Raw genomic sequence first — 18,403 nt, 5'->3', positions numbered from 1 at the left:
CGGCCCAGGACTTGTCCGGACCGACTGCCTCCTTGCGGAGTCGTTCAGTGGCACGGGTGAGGGCTGGGATCTCGAGACTCTCGAGAGCGTCTAGATCAAGATCGCAGAGGTCGGGCAGAGCCGACTTGATCTCGATCGGTCCGTCGCCCATGTCCTGCTCGCTTCCGTCCGTTCCGGCTCAAACACGTGGACACCGCGCCTGGTCCGGGGATCCCCTGCGCCAGAACGAAGCCTACGGCTGCCGGATTACCGCTCTCGTCACGCCGTCCGAGTTACGTCGAGCGAGGAGAGCGCCCGCCTGCGTCAGCCAGTGGACGGGATGAGCCATCGCCGCGGCCGTCCCGCCGGCGAGGTCGGTGAGCGCGACTGCGTCCCCGCCCATCGGCGGGCGGGCGGCTATCTGGCCGGCGACCACCACCAGGGGCAGCCCGGCCCCGGCTGCCAGCGTCGACACCGCGCCGACTACCTTCCCGGCCCGGGACGTGTGGTCGAAGCGCCCCTCGCCGGTGATCAGCAGGTCCGCGCCGGCGAGGGCTGCCGGCAGTCCGGCGTGCTCGGCGATGGTGGTCGCGCCGGGCACCAGGGTGGCGCCCAGGGCCGCCGCGAGCCCGTAGGCGGTGCCGCCCGCCGCCCCAGCGCCGGGCAGTGTGGCGAGGCCCGCGGCCGCGCCCGCCTGTTCCATGCACTCGACCAGCCGGGCCAGGCCCGCGTCGAGGAGGGTGATCTCCGCTGCCCCGGCGCCTTTCTGCGGTCCGAACACAGCGGCGGCTCCCGTCGACCCCAGCAGGGGCGCGTCGACGTCCACCAGGCAGTGCACGCCGTCGGGAGGGGCGGCGCGCAGGCTGGTCAGATCCACGGTGGCCAGCGAGCGGAGGCTGCCGCCGCCGGGGGGCAGCGGGTGGCCGGCGGGGTCGAGGAAGCGGGCGCCGAGCGCGGTCAAGAGTCCCGTCCCGCCGTCCGTGGACGCGGAGCCGCCGAGTGCGACGAGGATGCGCCGGCTGCCCGCGTCGAGGGCGGCGGCGATGGTCTCGCCGAGCCCGACGGTGTGGGCATTCAGCGGATCAAGGTCCGCCATGAGGGGAAGGCCGCTCGCCTGGGCCAGTTCGACCACGGCTGTCCCGCCGGGCAGCGCGAGCCACCCCGCTGTCACCCGTCGGCCGTCGGGGCCGGTGACGTCCAGCGTGTTCCTGACGGCTTCCGGGACGGCCGCGCTGAAGACATCGAGCGTGCCCTCGCCGCCGTCGGCGATCGGAACGGTGAGCACAACGTCGTCCGGGCGTACCGTGCGCCAGCCTCGGGCCAGCGCGGTCGCCGCCTCCGTGGCCGAGAGCGAGCCCTTGAATGAGTCGGGCGCGATGACGATCCGCAGCGGGCTGCCGGATGGCGCGGTGGGTGGGATGGGCACCGCGTCAGGTGAGGGGATCATGACACTCCGGGAGAGGCCTGAACCGATGCTCGCCTACCGCGGCGGTCCGGCCAGGCTGGGCTGGCGGCGGGAAATCGGGCTGGTGGCGGGAAATACTGCCGGGCAGCTGGCGCGTGGGACGGCTGCCGCGAGCTGGGTTGGTCCGCAGACAGGGAGACGATGATGACGCAGGCGAGCTCGGCCCACCCGGAGAACCGCGAGCACGTGTTCTACTCCTGGGCGGCGCAGGAGACGACGCACCCGCTCGTGGTCGCAGGGGCCGAGGGGAGCTGGTTCTGGGACAAGGGTGGCACACGGTACCTCGACTTCTCCTCCCAGCTGGTGAACGCCAACATCGGCCACCAGCATCCGGCGGTGGTCGAGGCGGTCGTGGCGCAGGCCCGGGAGCTGACCACGGTCGGGCCGCAGCACGCCCACGCCGTGCGCTCGGAGGCGGCGCGGCTGATCGCCGAGCGTGCTCCCGGCGATCTGGACCAGGTGTTCTTCACCACCGGGGGAGCGGAGGCCACGGAGAACGCCGTGCGGCTGGCCCGGCTCGCCACCGGGCGGAACAAGATCCTCGCCGCCTACCGGTCGTACCACGGTTCGACCGGCGGCTCGATCACGCTGACCGGGGAGCCGCGGCGTTGGGCGAGCGAACCGGGTATTCCCGGTGTGGTGCACTTCTTCGGCCCCTATCCGTACCGGTCGTCTTTCCACGCCGCCGACGCGGCTCAGGAGGGGGAGCGCGCGCTCGCGCACCTCGCAGAGGTGATCGAGCTGGAGGGGCCGTCGGCGATCGCCGCGGTCATCCTCGAGCCGGTCGTCGGTACGAACGGGATCCTGGTGCCGCCGGACGGGTACCTCGCGGGCGTCCGGGAGTTGTGCGACGCGCACGGAATACTGCTGATCGCCGACGAGGTGATGTCGGGTTTCGGGCGGTGCGGGGAATGGTTCGCGATCGACCACTGGAATGTGGTGCCCGATCTGATCTGTTTCGCGAAGGGCGTCAACTCGGGTTATGTGCCGCTTGGCGGGGTGATTATTTCGCAGCGGATCGCGGACCTGTTCGCGCGGCGGCCGTATCCTGGCGGGCTGACCTATTCGGGGCATCTGCTTGCCTGCGCGGCGGCGGTGGCGTCCATCAGGGCTTTCGAGTCCGAGGACATTCTCGGCCGGGCCCGTGCGCTCGGTTCCGAGGTTATCGGGCCGCAACTGGCTAAAATTGCCGCGCGGCATCCCAGCGTGGGTGAGGTGCGCGGGCTCGGGGTGTTCTGGGCGGTCGAGCTCGTCCGTGACCGGGTTACCCGGGAGCCGTTGGTTCCGTTCAACGCGGCGGGTGCCGCGGCCGCGCCGATGGCGGCCGTGACGGCGGCCTGCCGGGAACGCGGCCTCTGGCCGTTCACCCATTTCAACCGGGTGCATGTCGTGCCGCCGTGCACCACGAGTCCCGAGGATGTCTCCCTCGGCCTGTCGATCCTGGACGAGGCCCTGGCCGTCGCGGACGGCTGCTACACCGGGTAACCCGCGCCCGGGGCGTCGGCCGGCCCGCCTCCCCCGTCCCCGCCGTCGGGGCAACCAGACCGGGCCCCCAAACGGCGGATGCCCGGCCTGGTTCGCCCCTGTCGGAGGGCGAGCCAGGCCGGGCACCGGCTGGCGAGTCAGGACCAGCGAGTCCGGCTAGAGCGCCTAGTGGGCGCGCTCGGGCTCGGTGGCGTCCCGGCCGTCGGCGGGGCCGTGCGGCTGCGCGGGAACGGTGTCACCGACCGCGTCCGCGGGCAGCGGCGTGTGGCGGATCTCCTCGATGTCCTCCGCGGACTCGACGGAGACCCGTGGCAGGACCCGGTCGAGGCCCTTCGGCAGCCACCAGTTCGCACGGCCGAACAGGTGCATGAGGGCCGGCACCAGAATCGTGCGGATGACGAACGCGTCCAGCAGGATGGCGAGTGCCAGGCCGAGGCCGAACAGTTTGATGACCCGGTCGTCGCCGAGGATGAACGAGGCGAACACCAGGGTCATGATTGCGCCGGCGGCGGAAATGACCCGGCCGGTCTCGGCCTGGCCCAGGGAGACCGCGATGCGGTTGTCTCGCCGGGCTGTCCACTCCTCGTGCATGCGGCTTACCAGGAACACCTCGTAGTCCATGGAGAGCCCGAACAGGATCGCGAAGAGCATGACCGGAAGGAACGACTCGATCGGCCCGGGGCTGATGCCGAGCAGGTCCGACAGCCAGCCCCACTGGAACACGGCCACCACGGCGCCGAACGCCGCGCCCACCGCCAGCAGGTTCATCAGCGAGGCCGTCAGCGGAATGAGCAGGCTGCGGAAGACCACGACCAGCAGCAGGAACGCGAGGACCACGACGATCCCGATGAACAGCGGCAGCTTGCTCGACAGCACTCCGGAGAAGTCCTCGAAGACCGCGGTGATGCCGCCGACGTAGACCGGCGAGGCGGCGCCCCCGGTCGCCGCCGGGATGACGTCGTCGCGCAACCGGTCGAGCAGGGTGGCGGTCTCGGCCGCCTGCGGGCTCGTCGTCGGGTAGAGGGTGGCGATTGCGGCGTGGCCGTTCGGGCTCTGGCGCGGCGGGGTCACCGAGGCGACACCCTCCGCCTTGCGGGCCGCCTCGACAGCCTGGTTCATGGTCTGCAGGTCAGCTGGCGAGTTGATCTCGGTGACCAGCATGAACGGGCCGTTGAAGCCGGGGCCGAAGCCGTCGGCGAGCAGGTCGTAGCCGCGTTTGCTGGTCTTGGTGTCGGCACCGTTCCCGAGGTCGGACGAGCCGAGCCGCAGGGACAGGAACGGGATCGCGATCAGGACGATCACACCGGCGCTGAGCACCGCGAGCACCGCCGGGCGGCGCTCCACACCCTTGGCCCACCGCCACCAGAACCCCGAGGGCTGCTCCGGCTCGGGGCCGTGCTCGGCCATCCGGCGCCGCTGCCGGCGGCTGAGCACCTTCGACCCGTAGAAGCCGAGCAGGGCGGGCAGCAGGGTGACCGAGGCGAGCATCGTCATCGCGACGGTCAGGGCCGCGGCGAGGGCGACCCCGTAGAGGAAGGTCACCCCCAGTGCGAACAGGCCCAGCAGCGCGATGCAGACCGTCATGCCGGCGAAGATCACGGCGCGGCCGGAGGTGTTGACCGCGGTGACCGCGGACTCCTCCGGCGTGCGGCCGGCGCGCAGGCCGATGCGGTGGCGGTTCACGATGAACAGCGCGTAGTCGATGCCGACGCCGAGGCCGATCAGCGTCGCGAGCATGGTGCTGAACTCGGCGACGGTCGTCAGGTGCGAGACCTGGACGATGAGGGCCATGCCGACGCCGAGCGCCATGATGGCGGTGATCAGGGGCAGGGTCACCGCGAGCAGGGAGCCGAAGGCGAGGAAGAGGATGACCGCGGCGGCGACGACGCCGATGAGCTCGCTCGCGCTCTGCTGCGGCTGCTCGACGATCGCGACGACCTGCCCGGTGAGCTCGACCTGCAGCGCGCCGGAGTCATAGGAGCGGGCCGTGTCGACCAGGCGCTCGATGTCGTCGAGGGGCAGCTCGTTGCCGGGCAGGTCGAGCGCGACGGTCGCGAAGGCGGTGGTGCCGTCAGGGTTGGTCTGGCCCTCGCCGTCGACGGTGAACGGGCTGACCACCTCGGCGACGTGGGGCAGGTCGGCGATCTTCGCCAACATCTCCGTTGCCCGGGGCTCGACCGCGGGATCGCTCAGCGCACCGGTGCGGGCGTGCAGCACGATGGACGCGCTGTCGCCGGACTGCGCCGGGAAGTCGCGTTCGAGGATGTCGATGGCCTTCTGGGAGTCGGTCCCAGGCAGGGAGAAGGCGTCCTTGTAGTCGCTGCCCGTCACCCGGCCGAGCGCCGTCAGCCCCACGAGGGCGGCGATCCACAGGAACAGGACGAGCCGGCGGTGCTGGAAGCACCAGCGCGCGAGCGTTGCCACGATTTCCCCTCGGAGATGCTGGTTGTGCCGGTCTGTGGCTGGTCTGCCAGTTGACCTACTGATCGACGGCGGCGTTCGTCGTGCCCCTGATCGAGGTGCACCTGATCGGGGGGATCTGGCCGCCCGCCAGCTTACCGATCGTTCAGTAGGTAGGAGTCAGAGTAACATTCGCGGCTGACTCGTTCTCTGGGGGTGCAGAGCTGGTGGTCGCTGGGCACGTGCGTCCGCAGGGGGTGGACACTCGCACGCGGATCCTGTCGGCCGCTGTGGAGCTCTTCGCGGAACGAGGGTATGCGGGCACCTCGGTCCGTGACATCTCTGAGCGACTCGGAGTGACGAAGGCCGCGCTTTACTACCACTTCTCGTCCAAGGAGACGATCCTTGACGCGCTGATCTCCCCGTTCGTCTCCAGGTTGGAGCAACTGGTCGAGCTCGCCCGCCAGGATCCGCCGCCGCGGGCGATCCTCGAGGGCATGGTCGCCCTGCTGGTGGAGACCGGGGGAGTGCTCTGCGCCTTCGCGAACGATCCGTCGGTGCTGCACCGGCGAATCGGAAAGGACGACATCACCTCCCAGCAGGAGGTGATCGTCCGGGCGATCGCCGGGCCGGATCCCACCCCGGCTCGGATGCTGCGGGCCCGCTGCGCGGTCGGGTGCATCCAGAGCGGGGTCCTTGGGACCGCCGTCGAGCGGGTCCGGGGCGCCGCGGGCGGGCCCGAGGCCGCCGGCGCCGGGCGTGCCACCAGCGTCACCACCACCGGCGTGGGGATCGCGCGTGGCATCCGGGCCCTGAGCAGCTTTACTGGATGCGGCGGCGCGGCTGTTCCGGACGGCGCGGCGGACCCGGCATCGCAGCCGGGCACTCCCGCGGCGGACGGCATCCAGACAGTCGGCGACGCCCGCCCGGTGCGCACCGCGACTGACACCCATGCACGAGACAGGGGTGTCCGTGCTCCGGGCGGCGTCGGTGCGCTGTCCCCACTCGCGCCGCTGCTGCCGACAGAACTTCAGCGTGTGATCGTGGAGGCTGCTCTTGCCGCGCTCGGATCCGAGCAGCCCGTGGACCCGCCGGCGCGGTGACGGGAGGCGGGAGGACGTGCCCTCCGGGCGCGTCGTCCCCCCGCGTCACAACCCCGGCGGGACGCCGTCCGGCGGAAGATCGGCCGGCGGGACGTCGGTTGGCGGGATGTCGGCCGGACGACAGGCGGCCGGCGTGCTGGCGGTGGTCGCCCTGGCGGCCTCCGTGGCGGCGTGCGCCGGGCTCACGGGTGCCGGGAGCGTGCCGGTGCCCGAGCCCCCCGGGGCGGCTGCCCGGAACGCGGCGGGCGCGGGAGCACCGGGGGCGGTCACCGAGACCGTCACCGTGCGGGTTCGCGACCGGACGGTCACGGCAGAAGTCGCCGACAGTGACGACGAGCGGCGCCGTGGCCTGATGTATCGAACCTGGCTTCCGCCCGACCACGGCATGATCTTTGATTTTGGCGGTGAGACGACGTCCGGCTTCTACATGTTCCGGACGTTGCTGCCTCTTTCGATCATGTTTGTCCGAGACGGTAGGGTTGTCAGCGTGCGGGAGATGACGCCGTGTTCGGGCGACGATCCGTCGGCCTGCCCGGTCTACTACCCGGACGGGGCATACACACACGCAGTGGAGGCACCGGCACACACCTTCGCCGGAGTCGCCACCAGTGATCCGGTGGCGATCGGTTCGGACTGACGGCAGGGTGTAGCCGATGGTCGGCAGATGTGGTGGCTCCCGCGGGCGTGAGCTACGTCTCGATGTCCGGTAGATGTCAATGCTGTGTCATTCCACGCCGAAAACCAGGGTGGAATTGACTGGTGGCTTCGGTGAGGTGAATCCGCATCTGGTCCGCCGCTGGTCTCAGGAATGTGTGGTAAGGGAGCAAGGTCCGATGTCGTCCATCTGACGATGGACGACCCGGCCTCGGGACGATGAAATGGTGGAGCCGCTCGAAGCGAGCCGGCGGTGGGCGGGAGTGCAGGTCTGATCCCGCCGCACGTGGAACGCCGATGGTGGAGGGCGACATAAACGGAAGCAGTAGGTGACGTGAAACCTGTGCCGGAACGGGACCACGGGGGGGACCGTGTGACCCGAGGTGGTGGGCCGTGAACACTCGGCCCCGCGCAGCCGCCCGCGAGGGGAACCTGACCGTCGTATCCAGCGGTGCGCGATCCGCCTCGCCGGGGGGATGGCCGCCACGGACAGCCGTGGTGACCGGAGCCAGCTCCGGCATCGGCCGGGAGGCGGCGCTCCTGCTCGCCGACCAGAACTGCCGATCGCTCCTGGTCGGGCGGAACGGCCCGGCCCTGGACGAGGTGGCAGCCGCTACGCAGGGCCATCGGATCGCCGTGGACCTCGCACGTCCCGGCTCCGAGGTCACGGTGGCCTCTCGCGCCTCGGAGCTGCTCGGCGACGTGGATCTGGTGATCTGCTCGGCGGGCCTGGGCGCCGCGGGGCCGTTCGACGTGATGCCCCCGTCTGCCATCAACGATCTCGTCGCCGTGAACATCCTGGCCCCGATGATGCTGGTCCGGGCGATGCTGCCGGCGATGCTCGACCGGGGGGAGGGGCGAATCCTCCTGGTCGGCAGTGTCGCCGGCGCGCTGGGTGTGCGAGGCGAGGTCGTGTACTCGGCGACGAAGGCGGCGATGGTGGGCTTCGCCGACGCGCTTCGTTCCGAAGTAGCCGGACGCGGCATCAGCGTGACGTTGTGTTTACCGGGAGTGGTCGACACCCCCTTCTTTCACCGGCGTGGCGCACCGTATGTGCGCCGGTGGCCGCGTCCCATCCCGGCCGGTCTGGTGGCGCAGCGCATGATCGCTGCCGCCGGTCGGGGAGACGCCGAAGTATGGGTGCCACGGTGGTTGTCCGCGGCCGCGCGCGTGCACGGCGCGGCTCCTTCTCTGTACCGCCGCCTGGCCGGTGTCTTCGGATGAGCCCGAGGCCGGCCCAGGAGGTGAGTGAGCAGGTCGACTACTGAGTCGCCGCCGGTGGCACCCCCACCGGCGGCGAGGCGGCAGCCGCGGCGCGGCCCGTCGCCGCCGTCTCACCGGCGGCGGGGGCGGGTCCGCCCGCGGACCGGGAGGTGTGCCCGTTGCCCCGGGCACCCGACTCCGGGAATGCCGCCCGCCGCGCCCCTGACCATGGCGTGCTCTGCCCGGGTGGACCACCGCTCGGGTTCGCGCTCCGCCTGACCGACACGCTGACCAGGTCGCCGTCGAACACAACCTGGGAGGTCCCCGGAGGTGCCTGTCGAGTGGCTCGTCGCGTCGTCACCTGATCGAGTGGGTGCGTCGGCGGCGGGGAGCCGGCGGCGGGATCCGGAGCGGAGCCGGTATGGGCCACCGAACCGGGTGACCCGGTCACGCTACCGAGACCGGACTCCGTCACAACGACCGGGCTCCGCCACCGGGACCGGGCCTTCTCCGGCCCTCGCGGCGGCAACCCGGCCGGTGCCCATCCGGCCGGTGCCCGCCCGGTCACCGGAGGCGGCTGGCGGCGACACGGCGCGTACCGGCGGCAGGCACGCGCCATGACCGGCACGTGCCACCACCGCACGGACAACGCACACGACGCACACCGCACCGCGCACCCGGAGCGCAGACCGCCACGTTAAGGAGAGGCGTATGACCGCAATCGACGCCCGAACCGGCCCACCGCGACCGTCTGCCCACCCCGGCGCGACCGACCTCACCACGCCCACCGAGCAGGTGTTGCTGGCCGCGCCCGCCGAGAACTTCCCGGTCGCCTCGCGGCTGCTGCCCGCCGCGACCCGGGATCACCTCAACGCGCTGTACGTCTTCGGACGTCTCGTTGACGACATCGGTGACGAGGCCCCCGGCGACCGCCTGGCGCTGCTCGACGAGCTTGCCGCCGACCTCGAGCTGATCTGGTCGGGCGGCGAGCCGAAGCTGCCCGTCCACCGTCGGCTCGCGCACACAGTGCGGGCCTGCGACCTGCCGGCCGAGCCGTTCCGGCGGCTCGTGCAGGCCAACCAGCAGGACCAGATCGTCACCAGGTACGACACCTACGAGGACCTCGTGCAGTACTGCACCCTCTCGGCGGATCCGATCGGCCGCATGGTGCTCGGGGTGTTCGGTCTGGCGACTCCGGCGCGGATCGCGCTGTCCGACCGCATCTGTACCGCGCTGCAGCTCGCGGAGCACTTCCAGGACGTCGCCGAGGACCTCGCGGCCGGCCGGATCTACGTGCCGCTGGAGGACCTGGACGCGTTCGGGGTGACCGAGGCCGACCTGGCCGCGCCGGTCGCCTCGCCCGCGGTGCGGCACCTGATGGCCTTCGAAGTGGCCCGGGCTCGGACCTTGCTGGACCAGGGGGCACCGCTGGTGAACCTGGTCGGTGGCCGGCTGCGGCTGGCGATGGCCGGATTCGTGGGGGGCGGCCGGGCCGCGCTCGACGCGATCCGCCGCGCCGACTACGACATGCTCGGTGGCGCGCCCAAGGCCCCCAAGCCCCGGATGGCGGCCTTCGCCGCGGCCGCGTGGGCCCGGTCGCTGGTGCCCGGGCAGGCCGCGGCCGCCCGCGCCGCCGGCACCGCCGCCACCGCCGCCACTGCTTCAAGCACTACCGCTCCCAGCACTACCGCTCCCGGCGCCGCCGCTGCTGGCGGCACCGGTTCCAGCGGCCCTGTTCCCAGCGGCACCGTTCCCACCACCACCCCCGGCGGGGGCGCCGCGGTGGCGAGTGCCGTCCCGGCTCCGGCGCCCGCCGGATCCGACGTCGACGTCCCGGAGGGTGCCAGATGAGCGCGGGTGTCCCGGGCAGCTCCACCGTCGCCGAGGCCTACGCCTCCTGCGAGGCGTTGACGCGGGAGGCCGCGCGGAACTTCAGCTACGGCATCCGCCTGCTGCCGGCGGAGAAGCGGGGCGCGCTGTCCGCGGTGTACGCCCTGGCGCGTCGCCTCGACGACATCGGCGACGGCGACCTGCCAGATGAGGAGAAGCTCGCCGGCCTGGAGAAGGTCCGCGCAGACGTCCGCGTGCTGGACATCAACAGCTCCGACCCGGTGATGGTGGCGCTCGCGGACACCGCCCGCCGCTTCCCCGTCCCGATGGAAGCCTTCATCGAGCTCGCCGACGGGGTCGAGAGCGATGTCCACGGGGTCCCCTACGAGACGTTCGACGACATGGTCGGGTACTGCCGGCTGGTGGCGGGCACCATCGGCCGGCTCTCGCTGGGCATCTTCGGCGTGGACGGGTCGGCCGGTGACGCCCGCTCGGCCGAGATCGCCGACGCGCTCGGCGTGGCGCTCCAGCAGACCAACATCCTGCGCGACGTCCGCGAGGACCTCCTCAACGGCCGCATCTACCTGCCCTCGACGGAGCTGGAGAAAGCCGGCGTCACCCTGGTGGTGAGCCCGGCCGGGCGCCTCGGTGGGCCGGAGGACGCACTGGTGGACTATCTGCGCGACTGCGCCGCGCGCGCCGACGAGTGGTACACGCGGGGCCTGGCGCTGCTCGGCCTGCTCGACCGGCGCAGCGCCGCCTGCTGCGGTGCCATGGCCGGGATCTACCTGCGCCTGAACCGGCGCATCCGGCAGGACCCCACCGCGGTCCTGGAACGCCGGCTGTCACTGCCGGGCTGGGAGAAGGCGGTCGTGGCCGCCCGCAGCCTCGCCGGCAGATCGGAGGCGAGAGCGGCATGAGCGCCGGGGGGGACACGCGGCCGGGTCACCGGCCGGGAGATCGGGCCGGGACCGGTGCGGCGGCGCGGGGGCGGCGGGTGGTCGTCATCGGCGGCGGCCTCGCCGGTATCGCCGCCGCGCTGGTCGCGGCGGACGAGGGTGCCGAGGCGGTGCTGCTGGAGGCCCGGCCGCGTCTGGGCGGGGCGACGACCTCGTTCCAGCGCAAGTTCCAGGACGGCACGCTGTGGATCGACACCGGTCAGCACGTGTTCATGCGGTGCTGCACCGCCTACCGCGGGCTGCTGGCCCGGCTGGGGGTGACGCACCTCACCACGCTGCAGCCGCGGCTGGACGTCGAGGTGCTGATCGCCGGCTCGCTGACCCGGACCAGGCTGCGCCGGACCAGGGTGCCGTTGCCGGCTCCGCTGCACCTCGCCCCGGCCCTGCTGGGGTATCGGGCGATCCCGCCCGCCGACCGGATCCGCGCGGCGCTGGCGGCCTTCCGTATCGGCCGCCTCGATCAGCGCGACCCCTCGGTGGACGGCGACTCCTTCGGCGGCTGGCTCGGCCGGCACGGCCAGAGCGCCGCGGCCACCGAGGCCCTCTGGGAGCTGCTGACCGTCGCGACCCTCAACGCGCCGGCGTCCGAGGCTTCACTCGGCCTGGCCGCCAAGGTGGTCCGCACCGGCCTGCTCGACGGGGCCGATGCGGGTGACCTGGGCTGGCCCGAGGCCCCGTTGCAGCAACTGCACGGCGACGCGGCGGTGCGGGCACTGGAGGCGGTGGGCGGCACGGTCCGCACGGCGACCAAGGCCCGGGCCATCACCCGGTCGGCGGCCGGCTGGGAGGTCACCCTGGACGGCGGCGAGGTCCTGGTCGCGGACGGGGTGGTGCTGGCGGTTCCGCCGCCGGCCGCCGCCGGCCTGCTGCCCGAGGGCTCCGGCGTCGACCCGGCGAAGCTGCGCGAGCTCGGCGTCTCGCCCATCATCAACGTGCACATGATCTTCGATCGGCCGGTGCTCGACGGTCCGATGCTCGCGGTCGTCGGCTCGCCCATTCAGTGGATCTTCGACCGGACGGTCTCCTCCGGCCTGGCCGAGGTGGGCCCGCCCGGGGCGCAGTACCTCGCGCTGTCGCAGTCGGCGGCGGAGGAATGGGTCGACCAGCCCGCGAACGACCTGCGAAAGCTGTTCGTCGAGGAGATGCGCCGGTTGTTCCCGGCCGCCCGGGCCGCCGAGCTGCTCGAGGTGTTCGTGACCAGGGAGCGCACCGCGACCTTCCGGCAGGCGCCCGGTTCGCTCGGGTTGCGCCCGGATCAGGCGACCAGCCTGCCCGGGTTCGCGCTGGCCGGCACGTGGACGGACACCGGGTGGCCGGCGACCATGGAAGGTGCTGTGCGTAGCGGGATCGCCGCGGCCCGTGAGACGCTCGCCGGCATGGGGGTAGTCGGAAGCGCACTGTCTGTGGTCGGTCACGGTCCGCCTGGGCAACGCGGCGAGTCGCGCGGCGAGGCACCGACCCGTTCTGGGGACATCGAAGGTCTCACCCCGGCCTCCGCCGTCGCGACGGAGGCAGGCACCGTGGACGTGCGGACGGTCAGCGCCGCGGCGACAGCGGCTGAACCGGCGGCGCCACACACAGCGACGCCACACACAGCGACGGCCCAGACAGAGACGTCTAAGTCCACGGGGGGATTCCCGGTATGACCACAACGGTTCCGGAAGCGATTGAGCGCGGGCGCGCCCTGGCGGTGCCCGCGCTGCGCGCCACGGTGGACCGGCTCCACCCCCGGCTGCGCCACGTCGTCGCCTACCACCGCGGCTGGGTGGACGCGGCCGGTGAGCCGGTGCCCGGCAACGGCGGCAAGCTCGTCCGGCCCGCGCTCGCCCTGCTCTCCGCCGAGGCGGCCGGCGCCCCGGCCGAGGTCGGCCTGCCGGCCGCGGTCGCGGTCGAGCTGGTGCACGACTTCTCGCTGCTGCACGACGACCTGATGGACGGCGACCGCGAGCGCCGCCACCGGGCCACCGCCTGGACGGTCTTCGGCGCCGACGGAGCCATCCTCGCCGGCGACGCACTGCTCGGCCTCGCCACCCAGGTCCTGCTCGAGGTCGAGGGAGAGCCCGGCCGCCGCGCCGCGGTGATCCTCGGCGCCGGCGTCCAGGACCTGGTCCGCGGGCAGGCCGAGGACCTCCTCTTCGAGAGCCGCTCGGACGTCTCGGTGGCCGAGACGCTGCACATGGAGGACGGCAAGACCGGTGCCCTGCTGGCCTGCTCGGCCTCCCTCGGCGCGGTCCTCGCCGGCGCGCCCGACGAGGTGGTCGACGGCCTCGCCGAGTACGGCTCGCGGCTGGGTACCGCCTTCCAGCTCATCGACGACCTGCTCGGCATCTGGGGCGACCCGGCGGTGACCGGCAAGCCCGTACTCAACGACCTGCGCTCGCGGAAGAAGTCGGTGCCGGTGGTCGTCGCGCTCGAGGCGGGCGGAGACGACGCCGACGAGCTGCGGGCCTTCCTCACCGAGGAGGGTGAGGCCTCCGAGGACGACCTGCACCGCATCGCGGCCCTGGTCGAGCGGGCCGGTGGCCGCGACTGGACCACGGCCGAGGCGGACCGCCAGCTCAAGGCGTGTGAAAACGCGCTGCGTTCGATCTCGATCCCGGCGTCGGCCGAGGCGGAGCTGCTGGCGATGGCGCGGTTCGTGACCGAACGAGATCGCTGAGGGGGAGCGAGGTGGCAGTACCCGCCCGCCGGTCGCCCGGCGGTCATCCGCACGACCAGTACATATACGACGAGGGGAGTCGTCGATGAGCCTGACCTCGGACCAGTCCTCGGCTGCCCCGACGGCCGCGGCGCAGAGCCCGAAGATCCCGAACCCGTCGGTGGCACGGCCGTCGGCGGACGCCGGGTCCTTCGAGACCGCCGGCGCAGTGCGAACCGACTCGGTGTCGATCGACTCGGTGTCGACCGGCACGCCGGTCGACCCGGTGGTGGGCGCGATGCGCCGTGGCCGCGACCATCTGCTCTCCCTGCAGGCTGAGGAGGGCTGGTGGAAGGGCGAGCTGGAGACCAACGTCACCATGGACGCCGAGGACCTCATGCTTCGGCAGTTCCTCGGCATCCTGACCCCGTCGACGGCCACTGAGACCGGACGCTGGATCCGTTCCCAACAGCTCTCCGACGGCGGCTGGGCTACCTTCTACGGCGGCCCGTCCGACCTTTCGACCACCATCGAGGCCTACGTCGCGCTGCGGCTCGCCGGGGACGACCCGGACGCCCCGCACATGCGCTCCGCCGCCGAGTGGGTGCGCTCCGCGGGCGGCATCGCCGCCTCCCGGGTGTTCACCCGGATCTGGCTGGCGCTGTTCGGCGAGTGGTCCTGGGACGACGTCCCGGTGCTGCCGGCGGAGATGACCTTCCTTCCGCCGTGGTTCCCGTTGAACATCTACGACTTCGCCTGCTGGGCCCGCCAGACCGTGGTGGCGCTGACGATCGTCGGTTCGCTGCGGCCGGTGCGCTCGTTCGGGTTCACCCTGGACGAACTGCGTGTCCAGGCGCCCAAGGCGACGAAGGCGCCGCTGCGGAGCTGGGCCGGCGCGTTCGAGCGGCTCGATTCCGTGCTGCACCGCTACGAGAAGCGGCCCTTCCAGCCGCTGCGCCGGCTCGCGCTGCGCCGCGCCGCCGAATGGGTGATCGCCCGCCAGGAGGCGGACGGCTGCTGGGGCGGCATCCAGCCGCCGATGGTGTACTCGATCATGGCCCTGCATCTCATGGGCTACCCCCTGAACCACCCGGTGATCTCGATGGCGTTCCGCGCCCTCGACCGGTTCACGATCCGCGAGGAGACACCGGAGGGCACGGTGCGCCGTATCGAGGCGTGCCAGTCGCCGGTCTGGGACACGGCGCTGGCCGTCGTCGCGCTCGCGGACGCCGGTCTGGGCGGTGACCACCCGGCTATGGTCCGGGCCGGTCGCTGGCTCGCCGACGAGGAGGTGCGCGTCGCCGGTGACTGGGCGGTGCGCCGTCCCACCCTCGCGCCGGGCGGCTGGGCGTTCGAGTTCGACAACGACTTCTACCCGGACGTCGACGACACCGCCGAGGTGGTCATCGCCATCCGCCGCCTGCTCGGCGACGGTCACGGCCCGGTGGACCACTCCGACGGCTCCGGCCCCGGCTCGGCCGCGGCCACCGCGGCCTCCGCCGCGGCGGAGGCCGCGGTGGCCGCGGCCGGCACGATCGCCGCCGCGGATCCGGAGCTCGCCGCCCGGCTGCGCGCCGCCGCGGAGCGGGGCGTCGACTGGTCGGTGGGCATGCGCTCGTCGAACGGTGCCTGGGCGGCGTTCGACGCCGACAACGTGCGCACCCTGGTCAGGAAGATCCCATTCTGCGACTTCGGCGAGGTGGTCGACCCACCGTCGGCGGACGTCACCGCGCACATGGTCGAGATGCTCGCCCTGCTGGGTCGCTCCGACCACCCGATCACCCAGCGCGGGGTCCGCTGGCTGCTGGACAACCAGGAGGCCGGCGGGTCGTGGTTCGGTCGCTGGGGCGTGAACCACGTCTACGGCACCGGCGCGGTCGTGCCCGCGCTGATCTCCGCGGGTGTAGACGCGGAGCACCCGGCGATCGTCTCCTCGATGCACTGGCTCGTCGAGCACCAGACGCCGGAGGGCGGCTGGGGCGAGGACCTGCGCTCCTACCGCGACGACGAGTGGATCGGGCGCGGCGAGCCGACGGCCTCGCAGACCGCCTGGGCGCTGCTGGCGCTGCTGGCCGCCGAACCGGCGTCCGGGACCGCCGAGTGGGAGGCGGTCGAACGCGGCGTGCGCTGGCTCTGCGACACCCAGCGCCCCGACGGCACCTGGGACGAGCCGCAGTTCACCGGCACGGGCTTCCCCTGGGACTTCTCCATCAACTATCACCTGTACCGGCTGGTCTTTCCCGTGACGGCACTCGGTCGGTACGTGACCCTCACCGGCAGGTCGACGTCATGAGCATCCCGGCAACAGACAACGGGGGCGACGCCGACCACGGCGGTTCGCCCACCGTTACCCCGCGCGACGCCACGGCGCCGAGCCTCGGACCGCCGGGCTTCGGCCCGGCCGCCGTGCGGCCCGCGTCGCCCGTCGCGCCCGCGTCGCCGGTCGTGCCTGTGGTGCCGGCGGCACCGGTGGTGCCCGCAGGTGCCGCGGTGCCCGCGGGCGCGGTGCCGAGGGCGGCCATCCCCGAGCAGGCCGGCGCGGTGCCGCCGGCCGGCGGGCCGTCGCGGGCCGGTTCGGCGCTGCCGTCGGTCGGGTCGCGGCGGGGGGCGGCTTCGGCCGCGAGCCCGCTGGTGACCCGGGCGGTGCCTGCGGCGGTGAGCCCGGCCCCGAACGGGGCCGCGGCCCGGGCACGCACGGTGAGCGCGAAGGGGTCGCCGGTCCAGCCGGCGCCCCGCACCCCGCGTCTCGTCGTCGCCGCCCCGCTGCGTCTCGAGGGATTCGCGATCGGCCGGGCCGACCTGCCGCCCGGCACCGTGATCGTGCGGACCGGGATGGGCCCGGACAAGGCGCACCGCGCGAACCGCGTGGTCCGCGATGCCCGGCCGGACGCGGTGGCCGTCGTCGGTCTCGCCGGTGGGCTCACCGTCGAGACGAAGCCCGGCGACGTGGTCGTCGCGAGCGAGGTGCGCCTCGCCGACGGCACGGTGACGGGGACCTGCCCGACCGCCCCGCTGCTGGCCGGCGAACTGCGCCGTGCCGGCCTCCGGGTGCACGTCGGACCGGTCGTGTCGGTAGCCCAGGTGGCGGTCGGATCGGCCCGCGCCGAGCTGGCCGCGACCGGTGCCATCGCCGTGGACATGGAGTCCGCTGCCCTCGCCCCCGGTGCTGGCACCCGCCCGTTCGCGGTGATCCGGGTGATCGTGGACACCCCCGACCAGCCGCTGGGCCGGATTGACCTGGTCCGGCGCGGGGTGGCCGGGCTGCGCACGATCAACCAGCTCGGCCCGGCGATCCGCGCGTGGGTGGAGGCGGTCAGCAGCCGTCGGCTGCTCCTCGCCGAGCCGCGCGCCTTCTGTGCCGGGGTCGAGCGCGCCATCGAGGTGGTCGAACGGGCGCTGGAGATCCACGGCGCACCGGTCTACGTCCGCAAGCAGATCGTGCACAACACCCACGTCGTGGCCGACCTGGCCAGCCGCGGCGCGGTCTTCGTCGAGGAGTTGGACGAGGTCCCGCCCGGCGCGACCGTGGTCTTCTCCGCGCACGGGGTCGCCCCCGCGATCTGGGACGAGGCGGGCGAGCGCGACCTGGCGGTCATCGACGCCACCTGCCCGCTGGTGGAGAAGGTGCATGCCGAGGCGCGGCGGTTCACCGCGCGTGGCGACACCGTCCTGCTCATCGGGCACTCCGGCCACGAGGAGGTGGACGGGACGCTCGGCGAGGCACCGGGGCGGATCCAACTGGTCGAGTCCGCCGCCGCGGTCGAGGACATCGAGGTCGCCGACCCGGAGCGGGTCACCTACCTCATGCAGACCACGCTCGCCGTGGACGAGGCCGAGGAGGTCGTCGACGCGCTGCGCGACCGCTTCCCGGCCGTCGTCGGCCCCGGCTCGGCCGACATCTGCTACGCGACGTCCAACCGGCAGAACGCGGTTCGCCGGGTGGCCGCCGAGGCGGAGCTCGTCCTGGTCGTCGGGTCGGAGAACAGCTCGAACTCGCGCCGGCTGGTCGAGGTCAGCGAGCGGGACGGCGTCGCCGCGCACCTTGTCGAGAGCGTCGAGGACGTCCAGCTCGACTGGCTCAAGGGGGTGCGGACCGTCGGCATCTCCGCCGGGGCCTCCGCGCCGCCGCTGCTCGTCGAGGAGCTGACGGCGGCACTGTCGGGGCTGGGGTCGGCGTCGGTGTCGGTCCGTTCCGTGGGCTCGGAGTCGATCTCCTTCCACCTGCCGAAGGAGGTCCGTCGACCGCTCTCCGAACGGAGATGACGCGCGGTCAGACAGGCACGCGTCAGTTCAGCGCCGGCGGCCCGGGTTCCGATGAACCCGGGCCGCCGGCGTTGTCGGCCGGTTCCTGACATCGGGCGCGCCGTGCGGTCAATTCCTGACATCGCCACGGGGCGGACAGCCCGTTCGGGTATGTGCCCGGCCGCGTACGTGTCGCGTAAATGTCAGCCCGGAGAGTGGACCGCCGGCGCCGGAAGCCACTCATCCGGCGACCCACCGGGAACGGCCCGCTGCCTCCTCCGGGATTAGCGGACCGGGTGCCGGAGCCAATTCGCGCAGGGTGACCAGAGCCCGGTAAATGCCCTGGTCATGGTCACCGCCAGTAGCGCGTTCGAGATCCCCGGTCTATGGCCGGTGTTCGCCGTGTCGGCTGCCGGACTTCTCGAGGACACACTCGCCGGGACTG

General features: G+C 72.8%; 12 protein-coding genes. 10 read left to right on the top strand and 2 right to left on the bottom strand.

The features are described 5' to 3' along the window. Nucleotides 1-232: 232 nt before the first annotated feature. On the bottom strand, nucleotides 233-1,426 hold the full coding sequence (locus tag FRANEAN1_RS28280) for a glycerate kinase (RefSeq protein WP_020463175.1): 1,194 nt from the start codon (nucleotides 1,424-1,426) through the stop codon (nucleotides 233-235). 162 nt (nucleotides 1,427-1,588) lie between these two features. Here FRANEAN1_RS28280 and FRANEAN1_RS28275 point away from each other — a divergent pair, with 162 nt between their 5' ends. After that, nucleotides 1,589-2,929, top strand: a complete 1,341-nt coding sequence (locus FRANEAN1_RS28275) for an aspartate aminotransferase family protein (RefSeq protein WP_020463174.1) — start codon at nucleotides 1,589-1,591, stop codon at nucleotides 2,927-2,929. A gap of 165 nt (nucleotides 2,930-3,094) precedes the next feature. Here FRANEAN1_RS28275 and FRANEAN1_RS28270 read toward each other — a convergent pair whose 3' ends face one another. After that, on the bottom strand, nucleotides 3,095-5,353 hold the full coding sequence (locus tag FRANEAN1_RS28270; RefSeq protein ID WP_020463173.1) for an MMPL family transporter: 2,259 nt from the start codon (nucleotides 5,351-5,353) through the stop codon (nucleotides 3,095-3,097). A 203-nt stretch (nucleotides 5,354-5,556) separates the two neighbouring features. Here FRANEAN1_RS28270 and FRANEAN1_RS28265 point away from each other — a divergent pair, with 203 nt between their 5' ends. From FRANEAN1_RS28265 to ispH, 9 genes are all read left to right on the top strand, one after another. Further along, entirely contained in the window at nucleotides 5,557-6,432 is an 876-nt protein-coding gene (locus FRANEAN1_RS28265; RefSeq protein WP_020463172.1) for a TetR/AcrR family transcriptional regulator, read from the top strand. A 16-nt stretch (nucleotides 6,433-6,448) separates the two neighbouring features. Continuing rightward, nucleotides 6,449-7,069, top strand: coding sequence for a DUF192 domain-containing protein (locus FRANEAN1_RS28260; RefSeq protein ID WP_020463171.1), 621 nt, complete (start codon nucleotides 6,449-6,451; stop codon nucleotides 7,067-7,069). A gap of 512 nt (nucleotides 7,070-7,581) precedes the next feature. Next, nucleotides 7,582-8,310, top strand: coding sequence for an SDR family NAD(P)-dependent oxidoreductase (locus tag FRANEAN1_RS28255; protein ID WP_083788347.1), 729 nt, complete (start codon nucleotides 7,582-7,584; stop codon nucleotides 8,308-8,310). 690 nt (nucleotides 8,311-9,000) lie between these two features. Next, the gene (hpnC, locus tag FRANEAN1_RS28250) at nucleotides 9,001-10,140 is read left to right on the top strand and encodes a squalene synthase HpnC (protein WP_020463169.1); all 1,140 of its coding nucleotides are present in this window, start codon (nucleotides 9,001-9,003) and stop codon (nucleotides 10,138-10,140) included. Continuing rightward, nucleotides 10,137-11,039 (top strand): presqualene diphosphate synthase HpnD, encoded by a 903-nt coding sequence (gene hpnD, locus FRANEAN1_RS28245; RefSeq protein ID WP_020463168.1) that lies wholly within the window; start codon nucleotides 10,137-10,139, stop codon nucleotides 11,037-11,039. Before hpnC ends, hpnD begins: the two co-directional genes overlap by 4 nt. Beyond that, the gene (gene hpnE / locus FRANEAN1_RS28240; RefSeq protein WP_020463167.1) at nucleotides 11,036-12,724 is read left to right on the top strand and encodes a hydroxysqualene dehydroxylase HpnE; all 1,689 of its coding nucleotides are present in this window, start codon (nucleotides 11,036-11,038) and stop codon (nucleotides 12,722-12,724) included. Before hpnD ends, hpnE begins: the two co-directional genes overlap by 4 nt. Next, on the top strand, nucleotides 12,721-13,737 hold the full coding sequence (locus FRANEAN1_RS28235; RefSeq protein ID WP_020463166.1) for a polyprenyl synthetase family protein: 1,017 nt from the start codon (nucleotides 12,721-12,723) through the stop codon (nucleotides 13,735-13,737). The genes hpnE and FRANEAN1_RS28235 overlap by 4 nt, the downstream gene beginning before the upstream one ends. Before the next feature lie 85 nt (nucleotides 13,738-13,822). After that, on the top strand, nucleotides 13,823-16,009 hold the full coding sequence (locus FRANEAN1_RS28230; RefSeq protein ID WP_020463165.1) for a terpene cyclase/mutase family protein: 2,187 nt from the start codon (nucleotides 13,823-13,825) through the stop codon (nucleotides 16,007-16,009). Next, nucleotides 16,006-17,979, top strand: a complete 1,974-nt coding sequence (ispH, locus tag FRANEAN1_RS28225) for a 4-hydroxy-3-methylbut-2-enyl diphosphate reductase (protein ID WP_020463164.1) — start codon at nucleotides 16,006-16,008, stop codon at nucleotides 17,977-17,979. The genes FRANEAN1_RS28230 and ispH overlap by 4 nt, the downstream gene beginning before the upstream one ends. Nucleotides 17,980-18,403 lie beyond the last annotated feature (424 nt).

This window comes from Parafrankia sp. EAN1pec (assembly GCF_000018005.1).
Classification (GTDB): domain Bacteria; phylum Actinomycetota; class Actinomycetes; order Frankiales; family Frankiaceae; genus Parafrankia; species Parafrankia soli.
Note: the sequence above shows the minus strand (reverse complement) of the source record. Positions and strands in the feature narration are given on the sequence as shown.

Excerpts from the sequence above, each read along its gene's own strand:
- FRANEAN1_RS28280 (WP_020463175.1), bottom strand. The coding sequence starts at position 1,426 with ATGATCCCCTCACCTGACGCGGTGCCCATCCCACCCACCGCGCCATCC.
- FRANEAN1_RS28275 (WP_020463174.1), top strand. The coding sequence starts at position 1,589 with ATGACGCAGGCGAGCTCGGCCCACCCGGAGAACCGCGAGCACGTGTTC.
- hpnC (WP_020463169.1), top strand. The coding sequence starts at position 9,001 with ATGACCGCAATCGACGCCCGAACCGGCCCACCGCGACCGTCTGCCCAC.
- hpnD (WP_020463168.1), top strand. The coding sequence starts at position 10,137 with ATGAGCGCGGGTGTCCCGGGCAGCTCCACCGTCGCCGAGGCCTACGCC.
- hpnE (WP_020463167.1), top strand. The coding sequence starts at position 11,036 with ATGAGCGCCGGGGGGGACACGCGGCCGGGTCACCGGCCGGGAGATCGG.
- FRANEAN1_RS28235 (WP_020463166.1), top strand. The coding sequence starts at position 12,721 with ATGACCACAACGGTTCCGGAAGCGATTGAGCGCGGGCGCGCCCTGGCG.
- FRANEAN1_RS28230 (WP_020463165.1), top strand. The coding sequence starts at position 13,823 with ATGAGCCTGACCTCGGACCAGTCCTCGGCTGCCCCGACGGCCGCGGCG.
- ispH (WP_020463164.1), top strand. The coding sequence starts at position 16,006 with ATGAGCATCCCGGCAACAGACAACGGGGGCGACGCCGACCACGGCGGT.